The 16,771-nt window shown below is 73.5% G+C and carries 9 protein-coding genes; 5 read left to right on the top strand and 4 right to left on the bottom strand.

Annotated features, from left to right (window positions below; translation table 11 throughout):
• Positions 1 to 22: 22 nt before the first annotated feature.
• Together aptA and GON04_RS26055 are read right to left on the bottom strand one after the other, a co-directional pair.
• Entirely contained in the window at positions 23 to 1,357 is a 1,335-nt protein-coding gene (gene aptA / locus GON04_RS26060; RefSeq protein WP_157401034.1) for an omega-aminotransferase AptA, read from the bottom strand.
• Between the two features lie 49 nt (positions 1,358 to 1,406).
• Positions 1,407 to 2,108, bottom strand: a complete 702-nt coding sequence (locus tag GON04_RS26055) for a DUF4197 domain-containing protein (protein WP_157401033.1) — start codon at positions 2,106 to 2,108, stop codon at positions 1,407 to 1,409.
• Between the two features lie 97 nt (positions 2,109 to 2,205).
• Here GON04_RS26055 and purU point away from each other — a divergent pair, with 97 nt between their 5' ends.
• The 4 genes from purU (at position 2,206) to GON04_RS26035 (ending at position 7,321) form a co-directional block, all read left to right on the top strand.
• The gene (purU, locus tag GON04_RS26050; protein ID WP_157401032.1) at positions 2,206 to 3,054 is read left to right on the top strand and encodes a formyltetrahydrofolate deformylase; all 849 of its coding nucleotides are present in this window, start codon (positions 2,206 to 2,208) and stop codon (positions 3,052 to 3,054) included.
• A gap of 71 nt (positions 3,055 to 3,125) precedes the next feature.
• On the top strand, positions 3,126 to 3,995 hold the full coding sequence (locus GON04_RS26045) for a LysR substrate-binding domain-containing protein (RefSeq protein ID WP_157401031.1): 870 nt from the start codon (positions 3,126 to 3,128) through the stop codon (positions 3,993 to 3,995).
• Positions 3,971 to 5,746 (top strand): sensor domain-containing diguanylate cyclase, encoded by a 1,776-nt coding sequence (locus GON04_RS26040; protein ID WP_181653809.1) that lies wholly within the window; start codon positions 3,971 to 3,973, stop codon positions 5,744 to 5,746. The genes GON04_RS26045 and GON04_RS26040 overlap by 25 nt, the downstream gene beginning before the upstream one ends.
• A gap of 81 nt (positions 5,747 to 5,827) precedes the next feature.
• Positions 5,828 to 7,321 (top strand): FAD-linked oxidase C-terminal domain-containing protein, encoded by a 1,494-nt coding sequence (locus tag GON04_RS26035; protein ID WP_157401029.1) that lies wholly within the window; start codon positions 5,828 to 5,830, stop codon positions 7,319 to 7,321.
• Between the two features lie 54 nt (positions 7,322 to 7,375).
• Here GON04_RS26035 and GON04_RS26030 read toward each other — a convergent pair whose 3' ends face one another.
• Positions 7,376 to 14,707: a two-partner secretion domain-containing protein gene (locus tag GON04_RS26030; RefSeq protein WP_157401028.1), complete on the bottom strand. Its 7,332-nt coding sequence runs from the start codon at positions 14,705 to 14,707 to the stop codon at positions 7,376 to 7,378.
• Between the two features lie 316 nt (positions 14,708 to 15,023).
• Between GON04_RS26030 and GON04_RS26025 the strand changes: the two genes are divergently transcribed.
• Positions 15,024 to 15,974 carry a GlcNAc-transferase family protein gene (locus tag GON04_RS26025; protein WP_157401027.1) on the top strand — a complete coding sequence of 317 codons (951 nt, stop codon included), beginning with the start codon at positions 15,024 to 15,026 and terminating at the stop codon, positions 15,972 to 15,974.
• Here the strand turns inward: GON04_RS26025 and GON04_RS26020 are convergent.
• Positions 15,971 to 16,753, bottom strand: a complete 783-nt coding sequence (locus tag GON04_RS26020; protein ID WP_157401026.1) for a uracil-DNA glycosylase — start codon at positions 16,751 to 16,753, stop codon at positions 15,971 to 15,973. The genes GON04_RS26025 and GON04_RS26020 overlap by 4 nt on opposite strands.
• Positions 16,754 to 16,771: the final 18 nt, after the last annotated feature.

The following is a 16,771-nucleotide window of genomic DNA, read 5'->3' as shown; positions in this document are numbered from 1 at the left end:
GGCGGAGCCAGGCCGGGCGCGCTCAGGCGTGGCGCCGGATCGCGTCGGCCAGCGTGTTCACCAACTGGTCGATGTGGGACTTCTCGACGATGTAGGGCGGCGCGATCACCACCGTGTCCCCGGCCGGGCGCACCAGCGCGCCGTGGTGGAAGCAGTCGAGGAAGATGTCGTAGGCGCGCTTGCCCGGCGCTGCGGCCATGGGCGCCAGGTCGACCGCCGCGGCCAGCCCCATGCTGCGGATGCCGATCACGTTGGGCAGGCCCTTGAAGGTGCCGTGGAAGGCGTCGCCCAGCACCCGGCCCATCTCGCCGGCGCGCGCGAACAGTTTCTCCTGCTGGAACAGCTGCAGCGTGGCGATGGCGGCGGCGCAGGCGACCGGGTGGCCCGAATAGGTGTAGCCGTGGAAGAACTCGATCACGTGCTCGGGCGCGTCGGTCTTCATCATGGTGTCGTAGAGCTTGTCGCGGCAGATCACGCCGCCGAGCGGGATGACGCCGTTGGTCACGCACTTGGCAAAGTTCAGCATGTCGGGCACCACGCCGTAGAAGTCGGCGCCGAAGTTCGTGCCCATGCGGCCGAAGCCGGTGATCACCTCGTCGAAGATGAGCAGGATGCCGTGCTTGTCGCAGATTTCGCGCAGCCGCTGCAGGTAGCCCTTGGGCGGCAGGTACCAGCCGGCCGATCCCGCCACCGGCTCGACCATGATGGCCGCGACGTTGCTCGGGTCGTGCAGCGGCAGGATGCGCTGCTCCAGGTCGGCCAGCGGGTCCTCGGCCCACACCGGTTCCTGGTGGTGCACGTAGGCGTGGTTCACCGGGTCGTGGATGAAGCGCATGTGGTCCACCCGCGGCAGCAGCGCGCTGCCGAACGCCTTGCGGTTGGCCGGGATGCCGCCCACGCTCATGCCGCCGAAGCCGACCCCGTGGTAGCCCTTCTCGCGGCCGATGAACAGCGTGCGGTGGCCCTCGCCGCGGGCGCGGTGGTAGGCCAGCGCCACCTTCAGCGAGGTGTCGGCCGCCTCCGAGCCGGAATTGCAGAACAGCACCTTGTTCAGGTCGCCGGGCGCCATCGCGGCGATCACCTCGGCGGCCTTGAAGGCCTTGTCGTTCGAGGCCTGGAAGGCGGTGGCGTAGTCCAGCGTGTCGAGCTGCTGCTTGATCGCGTCGTTGATCGGCTTGCGGTTGTGGCCCGCGCCCACGCACCACAGGCTGGAGATGCCGTCGATGACCTGGCGGCCGTCGTGGGTGGTGAAGTGCATGCCGTCGGCGGCGACGAACACGCGCGGGTCCTTGCGGAAGTGGCGGTTCGGCGTGAACGGCAGCCACTGGTTGTCCATGTTGAAGTCGGTGTAGGCCATGCCTCTGCTCTCCTGGATGCGGATGTCGATCGTACGCCGGGCGCCGACCTCAGCGAATGGCGCCGAACACCTTGCGCAGGATGTCGCTGCCGGCGGCCACCGGGTTGCTGCGGATCTTCTTCTCCTCCTCGCCGATCACCAGGTACAGGCCGTCCAGGGCCTTGCGCGTGACGTAGTGGTCGATGCTCGCGTCCTCCTTCTTCACCAGGCCGAAGCCGGCGGCCTGGCCGGCGACGCGGTCGTACTTGGCCGCCAGGTCGACCCGGGCGGTGGCCTGGTGCACCACCGGCAGGAACTGGGCCGCCAGCGGGGTGCGGGTGCGGTCGGCGAAGAAGGCGGTGACCGAGGTGTCGCCGCCGGTGAGGATGCCCTTGGCGTCGCTGACCGACATGGTGCGCACGGCGTCCACCAGCAGGTTCCTGGCCAGCGGGACGGCGGACTCGGCGGCACGGTTGAGGGCCAGCTCGAGGTCTTCCACCTGCTGGCGGCGGCCGATCGCCTTGAGCAGCTTGGCCGCCTCCTGCAGTGCGCCGGGCAACGGGATGTGCACCTTGGGGTTGGCCAGGAAGCCGTCCTGCACGCCCAGCAGCCGCACCGCGGCCAGGGCGCCGGTCTCCAGCGCCGCCTTGATGCCCTTGCTGGCGTCGGCGTCGCTGAGGGCGGCCAGCCCGCCGGCCCGGGCAGCGGGCGGCAGCAGCACCAGGGGCGAGGCGGCGAGGGCGAGGGCAAGGGCGAACGGTCGGCGTTGCATGGACGGCTGAGCGATGGGGCGATGGATGGGGAGCGCCGATGATGCCCTGCGCGGCTGGGGCGGGGCAACCGCCGGGCTGCGACAATCGGGGGGCGCCATGAACCACTCCTACATCCTCACCCTGTCCTGCCCCGACCGCCCGGGGATCGTGCATGCCGTGTCCGGATTCCTGCTCGAGCGGGGCGGCAACATCGAGGAGGCGGCCCAGTACAACGACCCCGGCACCGGGCTGTTCTTCATGCGGGTGCAGTTCGGCTGCGACCAGCTCACCTACGAGGACCTGAAGGTGCAGCTGCAGTCGTTCGGCGAGCCGTTCCAGATGGGCTGGAAGCTCCACGCCACCAACCAGCCGCTGCGCACGGTCATCCTGGTGAGCAAGGAAGGCCATTGCCTGAACGACCTGCTGTTCCGCTGGAAGAGCGGACTGCTGCCGGTCGACATCGCGGCCATCGTCTCCAACCACCGCGAGTTCTACCAGCTGGCGGCCAGCTACAACGTCCCGTTCCACCACATCCCGGTGACGGCGGCGACCAAGGCCCAGGCCGAGGCACGGCAGTACGAGATCATCGAGGCGGAGAAGGCCGAACTGGTGGTGCTGGCGCGCTACATGCAGATCCTGTCCGACGAGATGTGCCGCAAGCTCGCCGGCCGGGCGATCAACATCCACCACAGCTTCCTGCCCAGCTTCAAGGGCGCCAAGCCCTACTACCAGGCGCACGACCGCGGGGTGAAGCTGATCGGCGCCACCGCCCACTACGTCACCGCCGACCTCGACGAGGGCCCGATCATCGAGCAGGACGTGGCGCGTGTGGACCACGCCCACACGGTGGAGGCGCTCACCGCCGTCGGCCGCGACACCGAGAGCCAGGTGCTGGCGCGGGCGGTGAAGTGGCACGGCGAGCACCGGGTGCTGGTCAACGGCCACCGGACCGTGGTGTTCCGCTGACGCCGCGCGCAAGCTAGCGGCGCCAACCCGGCGCCGGTTCGACACCGTTTCGCGCCACCGATGTTCCGCCGATGACGGCCCGCATCCCGCCCATCCAGTGCCTGCTGACGTTCGAGGCCCTGGCCCGGCTGCGGTCGGTGACGCTCGCCGCCGACGAGCTGTGCGTCACGCCCAGCGCCGTCAGCCACCGAGTGCGCCAGCTCGAGCAGATCATCGGCGCCAAGCTGTTCGGCCGCGCCGACTTCTCGCTCACCACCGACGGCAGCGAGTACCTGGCCCACGTGCGCGAGGGGCTGGCGGTGCTGGAGCGCTTCCCCGGCCGGGCCGGCGCGGCCGGCAAGCGCAAGCTGCGGGTGGCGGTGACGCCGACGTTCTCGCGCTCCATCCTGATGCCGCGCCTGCGCGCCTTCATCGACACCTATCCGGAGATCGACCTCACGCTGCAGGTGTCGATCCCGCTGCTGGACGTGGTGGCCGAGGACGCCGACCTGATGATCCGCTTCGGCACCGGCCGCTACGCCGACGTCGAGCACACCTGCCTGATGACCGACGAGGTCACGCCGCTGGCCGCGCCGGCCTTCCTGCGCGAGCACGGCCCCTTCGATTCGATCGAGGAACTGCAGGCCGCCAAGCTGATCAAGAGCCCGCTGGAACCCTGGCGCACCTGGTTCCTGGCCCACGGCGTGGACGCGGTCGAACCCGGCGACGGCTCCTCGTTCAACGACATCGGGCTGATGTGCGACGCCGCCGCGCAGGGCCTGGGCATCGCGCTGGTGCGCCTCAAGCTCGGCCAGCCCTGGCTGGACAACGGCACGCTGGCCCGCCTGTCGCCGCGCAACGTCCCCAGCCCGCATGCGCACTACCTGTGCTGGCGCACCGGCGCCATGGACCGCTGGGAATGCGCCGCCTTCGCCGAATGGCTGAAGAACAGCCTGGCCTGAGGGCGCGCGCGGCCGCGCTGCTGCGGCGGCTGGCGCTGCTGCTCCTGCTGCTCGCCGGGGCTGGCGGCCAGCCGGCCTGGGCCGTGCCCGGCGAGGGCGACATCACCGTGCAGGGCCGGTACGCGTTCGACCCCGGCGGCCAGGCCAGCGTGGAGGCGGTGGCCGGCGGCGCCCTGCCGCTGCAGCGCCTGGACCGGCACCGCGCGTTCGCGCTCGGCACCGGCGCGTTGTGGATGCGCTTCGAGCTGCCGGTCCTCGACCCGGCGCAGCGCTGGTACCTGCTGCTGTCCGGCTCGCCCTTCATCGACCGGGCCAGCCTGTTCACCGCCGATGCCGGCGGCCGCTGGCGCGAGCAGCGTGCCGGCGACCACCTGCCGGTGGCGCAGTGGGCGCATCCGCACGACTCGCCGCTGTTCTCGGTGCCGGCCGGCAGCGGCGGCACGGTGTGGCTGCGGCTGCAGAACCAGCCGGCCCCGGCCAGCCCCTTCTTGCGGCTGGTCAGCGAGGACGGGGTGCAGGCGCAGCGCCAGTGGACCCATCTGCTGGTGGGCGGCTACCTCGGCTTCGGCCTGCTGGTGTTCGTGGTCGGGCTGATGCATGCGCGCCTGTACCGCGACCGCGCCTTCCACGCCTACTGCGCCTATGTCGCCTGCATGCTGCTGTTCCAGCTGGCCTTCACCGGGCTGGGCGGGCTGTTCCTGTGGCGCACCTCGGCGGCCTTCAACGACGCCGCGCCGGCGCTGTTCATGCTGCCCATGATCGCGGCCGGCATCTGGTTCGTGCGCGAGGCGACCGCCCTGCAGCGCCACCACCGCGGCGTCGACCGCGCGACCTGCGCCTTCGTGCTGTTCGGCCTGGTGCTGGCCGGCGTCTACCCGTGGGCCCGCGGCCACGGGGCCTATCCGCTGCTGAACGCCTACGGCCTGGTCTCGGTGGTGTTGAGCATCACGCTGTGCGCCTGGACCTGGCGGCGCGGCGAGCGCTATTCGGGCTGGCTGCTGCTGGGCTTCCTGCCGGTGCACCTGGCCTACCCGTTCCCGGCCCTGCGGGCGGCCGGCCTGCTGCCGGACAGCTGGGCCACCGAGTACGCCGTGCTGATCGGCTCGGCGCTCGAGATTCCCCTGCTGCTGTGGATCCTGCACTGCCGGGCCAAGGACTTCAGCGAAACCCGGGTGCGCCTGCGCGCCCTCGACAGCACCGATCCCCTGACCGGCCTGGCCATCCCGCCGGTGCTGCAGCTGCGCCTGCGCGATGCGCTGCGGCGCGCCCATGCCACCGGCCAGCGCTGCGCCGTGCTGCTGGTCGAGGTCGCCAACCATGCCGACATCGTGGCGCGCGCGGGCCGCGAAGCCGGCGACCGCGCCCTGGTCGTCGCCGCCTCGCGCCTGACGGCCGTGGTGCGCGAGCTGGACACCGTCTGCCGCATCGCCGACCACCGCTTCGCCATCCTCACCGAGGGCTCGCAGCCGTCGGAGCGGCGTCGGCTGCTGGCGCAGCACGTGGTGGCGCGCGGGCTGGAGCCGGTGCCGCGGCTACCGCGCGATCTCAGCCTGCGCCTGCGGGTGGTGACGGCGTCGGCGCCCGACGGCTCGATCGAGCTGACCGGCGACGGGACGGCCGACGAGCAGCACCTGATGCAGCGGCTGAACCGACGGCTCGACCGCATGCTGCTGGATCCCCGGCTGGTGGTGCACCACCTGGAGCCGCGCGACGCCGCAGCATCCGTGCGGCAGCCCGTCGCGGCGGGGTGACGCCGCGGCGCGCGGCATTTTTCAGCCGGCAGCGCCAAAACGCTCAGCCCCCGGCCGCTGGACTTGCGGTACCGTCGGCGCATGAATGCACCGCTCGACCCCGCCGTGGCCAGCCAGGCCGGCTTGCTCGATCGCCTGCTGCCGGCCCTGCGCGCCGTGCTGCCGGCCCATGCGCTGCTGTGGCACGCCGAGGAGACCCGGCCCTACGAGTGCGACGGCCTCACCGCCTACCGCGAGCGGCCGCTGGCGGTCGCCCTGCCGGAGAACGAGGCGCAGGTGCAGGGCGTGCTGCGGGCCTGCCACGCCCTCGCGGTGCCGGTGGTGGCGCGCGGCGCCGGCACCGGCCTGTCGGGCGGCGCCATGCCGAACCGGGCCGGCGTGACGCTGTCGCTGGCCAAGTTCAACCGCATCCTGGCGGTCGATCCGGCCAGCCGCACGGCGCGCGTGCAGTGCGGCGTGCGCAACCTGGCCATCAGCGAGGCCGCGGCCAGCCACGGCCTGTACTACGCGCCCGACCCCTCCAGCCAGATCGCCTGCACCATCGGCGGCAACGTGGCCGAGAACTCAGGTGGCGTGCACTGCCTGAAGTACGGGCTCACCTTGCACAACGTGCTGCAGGTGCGCGGCTTCACCGCCGAGGGCGAGCCGGTCACCTTCGGCAGCCGGGCCCTGGATGCGCCCGGCTACGACCTGCTCAGCGTGCTGGTCGGCAGCGAGGGCATGCTGGCCGTCACCACCGAGGTGGTCGTCAAGCTGGTGCCCAAGCCGCAGCTGGCGCGCTGCATCATGGCCAGCTTCGACGACGTGCGCAAGGCGGGCGACGCGGTCGCCGCCGTCATCGCCGCCGGCATCATCCCGGCCGGCCTGGAGATGATGGACAAGCCCATGACGGCCGCGGTCGAGGACTTCGTGCAGGCCGGCTACGACCTGTCGGCCGAGGCCATCCTGCTGTGCGAGAGCGACGGCACGCCGGAGGAGGTGGAGGAGGAGATCGGTCGCATGAGCGAGGTGCTGCGCGGCGCCGGCGCCACCGCCATCGCGGTCAGCCGCGACGAGGCCGAGCGGCTGCGCTTCTGGAGCGGGCGCAAGAACGCCTTCCCGGCGTCCGGCCGGATCAGCCCCGACTACATGTGCATGGACTCGACCATCCCGCGCAAGCGGCTGGCCGACATCCTGCTGGCCATCCAGGACATGGAGCGCAAGTACGGGCTGCGCTGCGCCAACGTGTTCCATGCCGGCGACGGCAACCTGCACCCGCTGATCCTGTTCGACGCCAACGATCCCGACCAGCTGCACCGCTGCGAGCTGTTCGGCGCCGACATCCTGGAGACCAGCGTCGCCATGGGTGGCACGGTGACCGGCGAGCACGGCGTCGGGGTCGAGAAGCTGAACTCGATGTGCGTGCAGTTCAGCGCCGCCGAGCGCGAGCAGATGCTGGGCGTCAAGCGGGCCTTCGACGCCACCGGCCTGCTCAACCCCGGCAAGGTGATCCCGACCCTGCAGCGCTGCGCCGAGTACGGAAAGATGCTGGTGCGCGGCGGCCGGCTGGCGCACCCCGAGCTGCCGCGCTACTGAGCGCCGGCCGGCCGCATCCCACGCGGCCGGCGCGGCGGCGCCGCCGCCCCGGGCTCAGGACGCCGGGCCGCAGCCGGCGTCCTTGAGCACGATGTCCGGCTTGCCGGTTTCCTTCTTCCCCTCGGCCTGTTCCTTCTCCTCCTTCAGCAGGAGCGAGACGAACTTGGTGACCACGGTCTCCTGTTCGATCAGGGCCTGCTGCACCGCCTCGCGCGTGGTGTCCTGCTGCAGCAGCGCGAACACCCGCTCGGCCAGCGGCGTGCCGGCCGGGGCCGCGGCCGGGGTCGGCGCCGACGTCGGTGCCGGGGTGGGTGCCGGCGTCGGAGCCGGTGTGGGAGCCGGCGTCGGGGCCGGTGTCGGCGCCGGCGTGGGTGCCGGCGGCGGCGTCCCGACGACGTTGGTGACGATGATGTCGCTCAGCGTCCCGGCGGCGCTCATCTGCAACGACGTCGACACCGGTGCCGGCGCGGTGACCGCGCTGAAGCCGCCGGTGGCCGCGCCGCCGGAGTCGATCAGCACCACGGTCGGCGTGGCGACCGGCGCCACGGCCAGCGCCAGCGGCGCGAACGATTGCAGCGGTGCCGGCGCCGGGCTGGGCGCGGCGACGGCGTTGACCTCGAGCGTGCCCGCCAGCGAGGTCGTGCCCAGGATGCGCAGCTGGTCGTAGGTGACGCCCGGGATGAACGCGGTGCCGTCCGCGACGTCCAGCACCAGCCGTCCGCCGGCGCTCTGGGTGTAGTTGCCGTGGACCGAGAAGGTCCCGATCGGGCTGGCGGACGTGCCGACCGACAGCAGCCCGGCGTTGTTCACGTTGCCGACCACCGTGCCCAGCCCGGTGAGCGAGCCGGTGCTGGTGTTGAACAGCGTGCCGCTGCCGGCGGTGAAGGTGTCGGAGCTGGACGAGTAGGTGCCGAGCTGCAGCGAGGCGCCGCTGTCGAGGGCCAGCGCGGCGCCGTTGGTGAGGTCGCCGTTGACCAGCACCACGGCGCCGGGCGCCAGGGAGAGGTTGGAGCTGGTGGTCCAGTCGGCGTCGACGGCCAGCGCGAAGGCCGGCACGCCGCTGGAGGCGCCGGCGCTGGAGATGCCGGGGACCTGGATGCCGCCCGGCGCCGAGACGGTGAAGGCGGCGCCGGCGCCGGCCGGCCGCGACAGCGGGAACGCCTGCACGTTGGTGTAGAGCGGCTCGCCGCTGACCGGATCGTGGCCGGCGACGTCCGCCGACAGGCCGCCCTGGCCGCGGGTGGACACCTCGCCGGCCAGCACCAGCGAGGCGGTGGCACCGGTCAGGGTGATGCTGATGGGCGCGCCGATGCCGGCATCGCCGGCCGGGACGCCGCTGGCCGACGGCGTGTCGCCGCCGTCGCCGCCGCCCGCGTACAGGCTGCCGTAGAGCGCCGACGAGTCCCGCGCCGTGATCCGGATCGCGCCACCAGCGCCGCCGTTGCCGGCGCGGGCGTTGCCGGCGACGCCGTCGGCGCCGCGGCCACCGGCCGTCTCGTAGTAGCCGGCCGACGCGCTGGCGGACGCCCCGACGCCACTGGTGAACACGCCGCCGCCGAATGCGCTGATCACCAGCTCGCCGCCGTTGCCGCCGTCACCGCCCATGCCGCCGGCAACACTGGAGCCGCCGCCATCGCCGCCCAGGGCGTTGATGTAGGCGCCCTCGAGGTGCACCGCGCCGCCGGTGGAGGTGAGCGTGATGTTGCCGGCGTTGCCGCCCTGGACGCCGACGGTGCTGGCCTTGGCGCCACCGCTGGAGCCGCCCCGCGAGACCAGGCCCGGCGAGGTGTCGTAGCTGGAGCCGACCAGCGCCGCCGAGGCGATCGTGATGTCGCCGCCGGCGGTCAGCGTGATACCGCCGCCGGAGGAGCCGACCGTGAGCGCGCCGTTGCCGCCGCCGGTATCGATGCGGCCGACGGTGAGCGCGCCGCCGGCGTTGACGGCAACCTCGCCGCCGTGGCCACCGGCCGACCCGTCGCCGCCGCGCGCCAGCACGGTGGTGACCGTGACGCTGCCGCCGCCGGCGATGGAGACGTTGCCACCGCCGGTCGCGAAGCCGCTGCCGGTGCTGCCGCCGCGGCTGTCGATGCCGTCGACCGTGATGTTGCCGGCCGCGGTGAGGACGACATCGCCGGCGAAGCCGGCCGTGCCGAAGGCGGCCTGGCCACCGGCCGCGGCGATGGCGCCGGCGACGTGGATGGCGCCGCCGGACGAGCCGATCGTGACGTGGCCGGCGTCGAGGCTGCCGCCGCCCGCCGACGCCGTGCCGCCGGAGGTGGCCACCGCCTGGCTGGTGGCCGCGTTGCCGGCATTGATGCTGACGCCGGTGGCACCGGTCACGGCGACGGAGCCGCCGTAGCCGCCGCTGGCGCCATTGCCGCCGCGGGCGTAGATGCCGCCCGCGACGGTGGCGGCGCCGCCCGCCGCGATGCGCACGCCCTGGGCGCTGCCGCCGATGTCGGAGGCATTGCCGCCGCTGGCACGGATCGCGCCGGCCACCGTGGTGCCGGCGCTCGAGGCCAGGTCGATCCAGCCGCCGTGGCCGCCCTGCACGCCCGGCGCACCGGCGCTGCCGCCATCGGCCAGCACGTCGCCGCCCAGGCTCACGGCGCCGTTGGCGGCGCTGACGACCAGGGTGCCGCCGCCGCCGGGGCCGAAGGTGCCGCCGGCCCCGGTGCTGCCACCGGAGAGGTTGGTCAGGCCGGTGACGGTGACCCCGCCGCCCGAGGAGGTCAGGCTGGCCATGCCGCCCGAGCCGCCGCCGTTGAGGCCGCTGGCCCCGATGGCGCTGAGGGCGCCGTTGATGGTCAGGGCACCGCCGGCGTCGACCACGATGAAGCCGCCACCGGCGCCGTCGTCGTTGGTCGCGCCCAGCCCGCCGGCATTGGCCGCCAGGGCGCCGGTGCTGACGGCGCGGTCACCCGTGATCGAGATGAAGCCACCACCGCCGCCGCTGCCGACCGTGCCGCCGTTGCCGCCGCTGACGTCGATGGCGCCGGTGCTGATGGCGCCGCCGGTCGCCGCCATGTTGACGAATCCGCCCGAGCCGCCGCGGCTGGCACCGTTGCCGGCGCCCAGGTCGATGGCGCCGGTAGTGATGCCGCCGCCGCTCGACTGCAGCGTCACGGCGCCGCCGTAGCCGCCCAGCGACCCCGCGCTGCCGCCGCCGCGGCCGGTGAGGGACTGCAGGCCGACGGAGGTCCCGCTGGCGAACAGCGCACCGGCGCCGCCAGCACCGAAGGATGCGTCGTCGCCGCCGCTGAAGTCGATGGCGCCCGTGACCTGCACCGCGCCACCGGCGGACACCAGCTCGAGCAGGCCGCCCAGGCCGCCGAACGCGGCACCGGAGCCGCCGCGGGCGTCGATCGGACCGTTGACCGTGATCGCGCCGCTACCGGCGCTGAGCGTGACGTCGCCGCCCCAGCCGCCGCCATCGCCGACGGAATCGCCGCCCCGGGTGCTGATCGTCCCCACGCTGATGCCGGTGCCGGCACTCGCAAAGACGCGGCCGCCCTCGCCGGCGCCGGAGAAGAATCCGTACGGGTTGCTGGCATCGTTGCCGCCATCGGTGGTGATGGCACCCGAGACGTTGACGGCGCCGGCACTGGACGTGAGCGTCACCGCGCCGCCCCAGCCGCCACCCGAGTAGTCGCCGCTGGAGCCCTGGGTCTGGATGGCGCCGGCGACGACGATGCTGCCCGGCGCCGTGACGGTGACCGAGCCGCCGTCGGAGCCGAACGAGCCGCCGGTGCCGGCGGCGGCCAGCAGCGCACCGGTGGCGATGCCGTGGGTGGCGGCGCCGACGACGCCCAGGTCGATGCTGCCGCCGCGGCCGGCCGAAAAGCCGAACACGCCGCTGGAGCCGCCCGCCGTCGCGATCGTCCCGGTGGCGATGCCGCCGCCCGTGGCGCCGATGGAGACGGCGCCGCCGTCGCCGCCACCGTCGTTGCCGGCGCCGCCGGTGGCGGTGATGGCGCCGGTGACGCTGATGGCGCCGGCCGCGGAGGCCAGCGTCAGGGTGCCGCCGGGCCCGCCGCCGCCGGCGCTGGCGTCGCCGCCGCGCACGTCGATGGCGCCGGCGACGGTCAGGCCGCCGGCCGAGGCCAGGGTGGAGGACGACCCGCTGCCGCCGCCGTCGACGCCGGAGCCGCCGGTTGCCTTCAGGCCCTGGGTGCTGATGCCGTGGAGCGACCCGCCCAGGGTGCCGATCGTGATCGAGCCGGCCCAGCCGCCCGAGCCGAAGCTGCCGCTGGCATTGCCGCCGCTGGCGTCGACCGCCCCGGTCAGCGTGACCGAGCCGCCGTCGGCGCCGATCGTGACGTGGCCGCCGTCACCCCCGCCCTGCGGGCCGTCGCCGCCGGTGGCGGTGATGGCGCCGATCCGGACGTTGCCGCCCTGGGCGCCGACCAGCACGTCGCCGCCGCTGCCGCCGTAGGTGCCGCCGGCGCCGCCGCGGGCCGACAGGCCGGTGACGGTGACGCCGCCGGCGCTGGCGCCGATGGTGACGCCGCCGGCATGGCCGGGCGCGAATGCGAAGGCGTTGTTGTAGCCGTCGGTGGTGATGGTGCCGGCCTTGACCGACGTGCCCTTGAGCACGACCGAACCGCCGTTGCTGCCCATGCTGGGGGCCGCGGCGGCGTCGATGTCCTGCACGTCCACCTTGCCGCCGGCGTGGAGGAAGACGCTGCCGTTGAAGGGCGAGGTCGTGACCTGGCCCCAGGTCTGGATCGCGCCGCTGGACGTGATGTCGCCGTCGGCCTGCAATTCCAGCTGGCCGGCCAGTGCGTTGCCCACCAGGCTGATGCTGCCGGCCGCAGGCGCGACGGTGGAGACGCGGGTGTTGGTGATGGCGACGGCGCCGTTCGGGTCGGAGGCCAGTGGCGTGGCCGGATCGAACAGCGGCGCGGCGTCGCCGCTCAGCACGGTGCTCGTGTGCGAGCGGATGGTGAGCAGGTCCGCCTGGTTGACCAGCGTCATGCCGTGGACCGATGCCGCCAGGTTCCTGACGCTGTTCGGCCCGGTGAGGTTGGCGTCGGCGGACTGCGTGTACACCGCCATTTCATTGGCGGCGATGCCGGCCGTGCCGGCCTGGTTGATGCCTTCGAAGCCCCAGGCCTCCAGCGCCACCTTGTCGGCCGTGATGCCGGCGTTCAGGTTGATGCCGCCGCTGGACGTGATGAGGTTGCCGGCGGCGATGCCGACTTCCTTCGCGCTGGAGACTGCGGCATCGATGGTGACCGTGCCGTTGGGCGTGGCCAGACGGACGTTGCCGCTGGCGGCGATGGTCGTCTCCGCGCCGATCGTGAGCGGGCCGAACGCCTGCGTGATGGCCAGCTCGTTGCCGGTGAAGGACAGGCTGCCGCCACTGACGCCGTAGGTGCCCAGCACCGTCAGGTTGCCCGAGCCCCCCTGGGAATAGGTGCCGCGGACCTGCTCGAGCGCCTGCAGCCGGACCGCGCCCTGGGTCAGGTCGACGGTGCCGGAGTTGGTGAGCGCACCCAGCACCGACTCGCCGCCGAAGCCGCCGCGCGCCCCGGCCGCGCCGTTCACCGTGCCCTGGTTGTCGAAGGTGGCGGCGACGCCGCCGCCATCCAGCAGCACGGCACCGTTCTGGTTCAGCGTCAGCGTGCCGCCGTTGCTCCAGGTGCGGCCGTTCATCACCCGCAGCTTCACGTCGGACGAGGCATCGTCGGTGGCCAGTCGCACCGTCGCGGTTCCGTCCGTGACGATGCCGCCGGCGGTGCCGGCCCCGGCGACGAGGTTGACGTCCAGCGCGCGCCCGCCCGGCGCCAGCGTTCCCGTGTTCAGGGCCTGGAAGCTGGTGGTGCTGCCGGCGCTGAAGCGGATGTCGCGGTAGGCCTCGAGCTCCAGCGTGCCCGCCCCGGCCTGGTTGCGGGCGATGGTGACGTCGCCGACGAAGGTGATGTCACCGCCGCCGTTGCCCACCGTGCTGTTGGTCGTGACCTTGACGTGGGTGCCGCTGCCGGCGTTCAGGGCCGCGTTCAGGGTGGTGTCGGTGATCTGCGACGGGCCGGAGAAGGCCTGGCTGAACAGCTGGCCCAGCACCTCCTGGACGATGTTGTCGGGGCCGCTGGTGCCGCTGACGATCTGGATGTCGGCCGGATCCAGCAGCCAGGTGCCCGCCTGGCCCTGCGCCGCCAACGCGCTCACCCGCGCGCCGTTGGCGTCCAGGTAGCGCTTGGCCGAGGTCTCGACCAGGCCGCCGTTGCCGCCCTGCGGCCCGGCGTCGGCCGACAGGGTGCCGTAGACGCGGGTGGTGTCGTCGGACCAGACGATGACCTTGCCGCCGTCGCCGGTGCCGGTGGCGTCGGCGCGCAGGGTGGCGTTGCGGTCCACATAGGTGACCTGCGCGTTCGGCAGCGCGGCGTTGCGGCCCTGGTAGTCGCCGCCGATGCGGATGCGGCCGCCGCTGGCGCTGTTGGAGGTGGTGATGGTCGCGCCGGCCAGCACGCCGACCCTGGCGCCCAGCACGTCGACCGAGCCGCCCGTGCCGGCGGCGCCCTGCGCCACGATGGCGCCGCTGGTCTGCGCCACGTCCAGCGCCTTCAGGACCACCTTGCCGCCCTCGGCCGTGACGGCCCGGGTCTGGATCAGCCCGCTGTGCTGCAGGGTGCCGGCGAAGACGGCGACGGCGTCGCCCTGGAGCGTGCCCAGGTTGACCGCCCGGTCGGTGGGCGCCTGGACCTCGAACACGATACCCTCGACGCCGCGTCCGGTGATCTCGACCTTCTGGCCCGCCGCCAGCACCGTCGCGCCCTGGCTGCGGATCAGCGCCTGGGGGCCGGTCTCGACCTGCTGGCCGATCAGCACCACGTCGCCCTGGCTGGCCAGCACGGTGCCGTCGACCTTGAGCAGGCTGCCGATGCCGTTGCCGAACCGCAGCCGGCCGTTCAGCAGGTCGGCGTCGGTCATGCGCAGGGTGGAAGCGGTGAAGGCGGCGGTGTCGACCACCGCACCGGCACCGACCGTGATGCCGGCCGGGTTGACCAGCACCAGCCGGCCGTTGGAGCCCAGGGTGCCGTAGATGAGGCTGGGGTCGGGACCGACCACCCGGTTGATCGCGGTGCTGGTGGCGCCGGGCTGGGCGAACCAGGTGGTGGTGCCGCCCGGGACGCTGAAGCTCTGCCAGTTGAGCGCGGAGTAGTTGCCGGGGCCGTTGGTGGTGGTGACCACCAGCCGGTTGCCCTGCTGGCTGAGCGTGGCGGTGCCGACCACGGCCTGCGCACCGCTGGGCTGCGACAGCGCCGGCAGGGCCGAGAACCCGGTGGCCAGCGCGACGGCCAGCAGCAGGGGCCGGTGGCCGGCGGCGGCGGGCGCCGGGGCTGCGGCCCGGGGGAAGACTCGGTACGGATGGCGTCGCGACATGGCTGGCCCTGCTCAAGAAAAGGATCGCGAGCGGCCGGCGTGCGCCGCTCGCGAGGGACGGCGTTCCGCGGAACCCGGACCCGGCCGCCCGGACCGGAGATGAATCCCTCGAAATGCGCTGTCTTGTTGTTGCTCTTCCCCGGCCACGGCGCTGGCCGGCGTGGTCGGGGCGATGGTCGGCTGACGGTAGCATACCGTTACACCCTGGGCAACCAACCCAGCCGTAGCGGGCGCGCCGCGTCCACCACGACGGGCCGGGATGCGGCAAAGTTCACGGACACGCCGATCCCCGGCGCCCACCGATCCTCCGCCGCCCATGAGCATCTTCGTCAGCGTGGCCGCCTACTGCGATCCCGTGCTCGGGTTCACGCTGGGGCGCGCCCGGGCGGCCGCCAGCCGGCCGCAGGCGCTGCATTTCGGCGTGCTCGACCAGAGCCCCGAGCCGCCCGCCGCCTCCGTGCTGGCGCAGCTGGCGCCCGCACGGCTGACCTACCAGCGCATCGACCCGCTGTACGCCCGCGGCCCCTGCTGGGCCCGTGCGCTGGCCATGGCCCTGTACGACGGCGAGGACTGGTACCTGCAGATCGACTCCCACATGGACTTCGAGCCCGGCTGGGACGAGCGGCTGGTGGCCCAGGCCGGTGCGCTGCTGCCGGGCCGGCGCGGCGTGGTCATCTCGGCCTACCCGAGCGCCTTCTTCTTCGCCCAGGGCCGCCCGATGCCGCGCCCGGCCACCGGCAAGGTGCTGGCGCACGTGGTCAAGCCGGGCAGCGCCTTCGCACCGGACCATCCCGTCCTCGGCTTCGAGGCCCATGCGGTGGAGTGCGACCACCCGCTGCCGGGCTTCCACCTGGGCGCCGGCTGCCTGTTCGCGCCCGGCCGCTTCGCGCTGGCGTTCCCGTACGACCCGGCGCTGTACTTCCACGGCGAGGAGCAGGCGCTGGCCATCCGCCTGTACACCCACGGCTGGGACATCGTGCACATGCCCGGCCTGCCGCTCTACCACCTGTACAACGACGGCGCTTCCGGCGTCCCCGCCCGGCCCCTGCACTGGGATGCGGCACACGAAGCCGGCCGCTCGCAGAGCTGGTGGGAGCTGGAACAGCGGTCGCGGCGCCGGCTCACCGCGCTGCTGGCCGGCCAGCCGCTGGGCGTCTACGGACTGGGACGCGAGCGCACCCTGGCCGATTACGCACGCTGGTGCGGCATCGACTACGCCGCGCGCCGCCTGGAGCCCCAGGCGTTCCAGCCGCTGCCGCCGCTCTAGCCGGCCACCCGCCCCTCGAGCAGGTCCATGGCCAGGCACAGGTCGGCCCAGGCCTTGGCCTTGTCCGGCTGGTTGCGCAGCAGGTAGGCGGGGTGGAAGGTCACCACCAGCGGGACGTCGTGGTAGCGGTGCACGCGGCCGCGCAGGCGGCCGATCGGCTCGGTCGTCTGCAGCAGCGACTGCACGGCGAAGCGGCCCATGGCCAGGATGATGCGCGGCTGCAGCAACTCGACCTGCCGGCGCAGGAAGGGCTCGCACTGGGCCAGTTCGGCCGGCTCCGGGTTGCGGCCGCCGGGCGGGCGGCACCGCAGCACGTTGGCGACGTAGGCATTGCGGCGCCGGTCCAGGCCGAGGCTGCGCAGCATGTTGTCCAGCAGCTGGCCGTCCTGGCCGACGAAGGGTTCACCGGCCGCATCGGCGTCCTCGTCGGGGGCCTCGCCGACGATCAGCCACTCGGCCGTGGCCGGACCGGTGCCGAACACGGCGTTGCGGCGCGATTCGCACAGGCCGCAGGCGCGGCAGTCCTGCACCGCGGCCTGCAGGCCGGCCCAGTCGAGGGATGCGATGGCGCCGGGCGGCACGACCGCGACCGGCGCCGGGGCGGCGGCCGATGCGTCGGCCACGGGCCGGGCCACCGGTGCAGCCGCCGCGGCAAGGGAGGCGGGCGGTGCCGACGGCTCGACAGCGGCCTGCGCCGCCGGCGGGGCGATCGGGGGCAGCAGCTGCAGGCCCATCTCGCGCAGCATCGCGACCCGGCGCGGATCGAGCTGCAGGGTCATGGGCGCACGGCCCCCGGG

The sequence above is a fragment of the Ramlibacter pinisoli genome (genome assembly GCF_009758015.1).
Lineage (GTDB): Bacteria > Pseudomonadota > Gammaproteobacteria > Burkholderiales > Burkholderiaceae_C > Ramlibacter > Ramlibacter pinisoli.
This window is presented reverse-complemented; position numbering and strand designations above follow the sequence as displayed.

What these genes read in the sequence shown, in the direction of transcription:
- aptA (WP_157401034.1), bottom strand. Translation starts at nt 1,357, where the DNA reads ATGGCCTACACCGACTTCAACATGGACAACCAGTGGCTGCCGTTCACG.
- GON04_RS26055 (WP_157401033.1), bottom strand. Translation starts at nt 2,108, where the DNA reads ATGCAACGCCGACCGTTCGCCCTTGCCCTCGCCCTCGCCGCCTCGCCC.
- purU (WP_157401032.1), top strand. Translation starts at nt 2,206, where the DNA reads ATGAACCACTCCTACATCCTCACCCTGTCCTGCCCCGACCGCCCGGGG.
- GON04_RS26045 (WP_157401031.1), top strand. Translation starts at nt 3,126, where the DNA reads ATGACGGCCCGCATCCCGCCCATCCAGTGCCTGCTGACGTTCGAGGCC.
- GON04_RS26040 (WP_181653809.1), top strand. Translation starts at nt 3,971, where the DNA reads ATGGCTGAAGAACAGCCTGGCCTGAGGGCGCGCGCGGCCGCGCTGCTG.
- GON04_RS26035 (WP_157401029.1), top strand. Translation starts at nt 5,828, where the DNA reads ATGAATGCACCGCTCGACCCCGCCGTGGCCAGCCAGGCCGGCTTGCTC.
- GON04_RS26030 (WP_157401028.1), bottom strand. Translation starts at nt 14,707, where the DNA reads ATGTCGCGACGCCATCCGTACCGAGTCTTCCCCCGGGCCGCAGCCCCG.
- GON04_RS26025 (WP_157401027.1), top strand. Translation starts at nt 15,024, where the DNA reads ATGAGCATCTTCGTCAGCGTGGCCGCCTACTGCGATCCCGTGCTCGGG.
- GON04_RS26020 (WP_157401026.1), bottom strand. Translation starts at nt 16,753, where the DNA reads ATGACCCTGCAGCTCGATCCGCGCCGGGTCGCGATGCTGCGCGAGATG.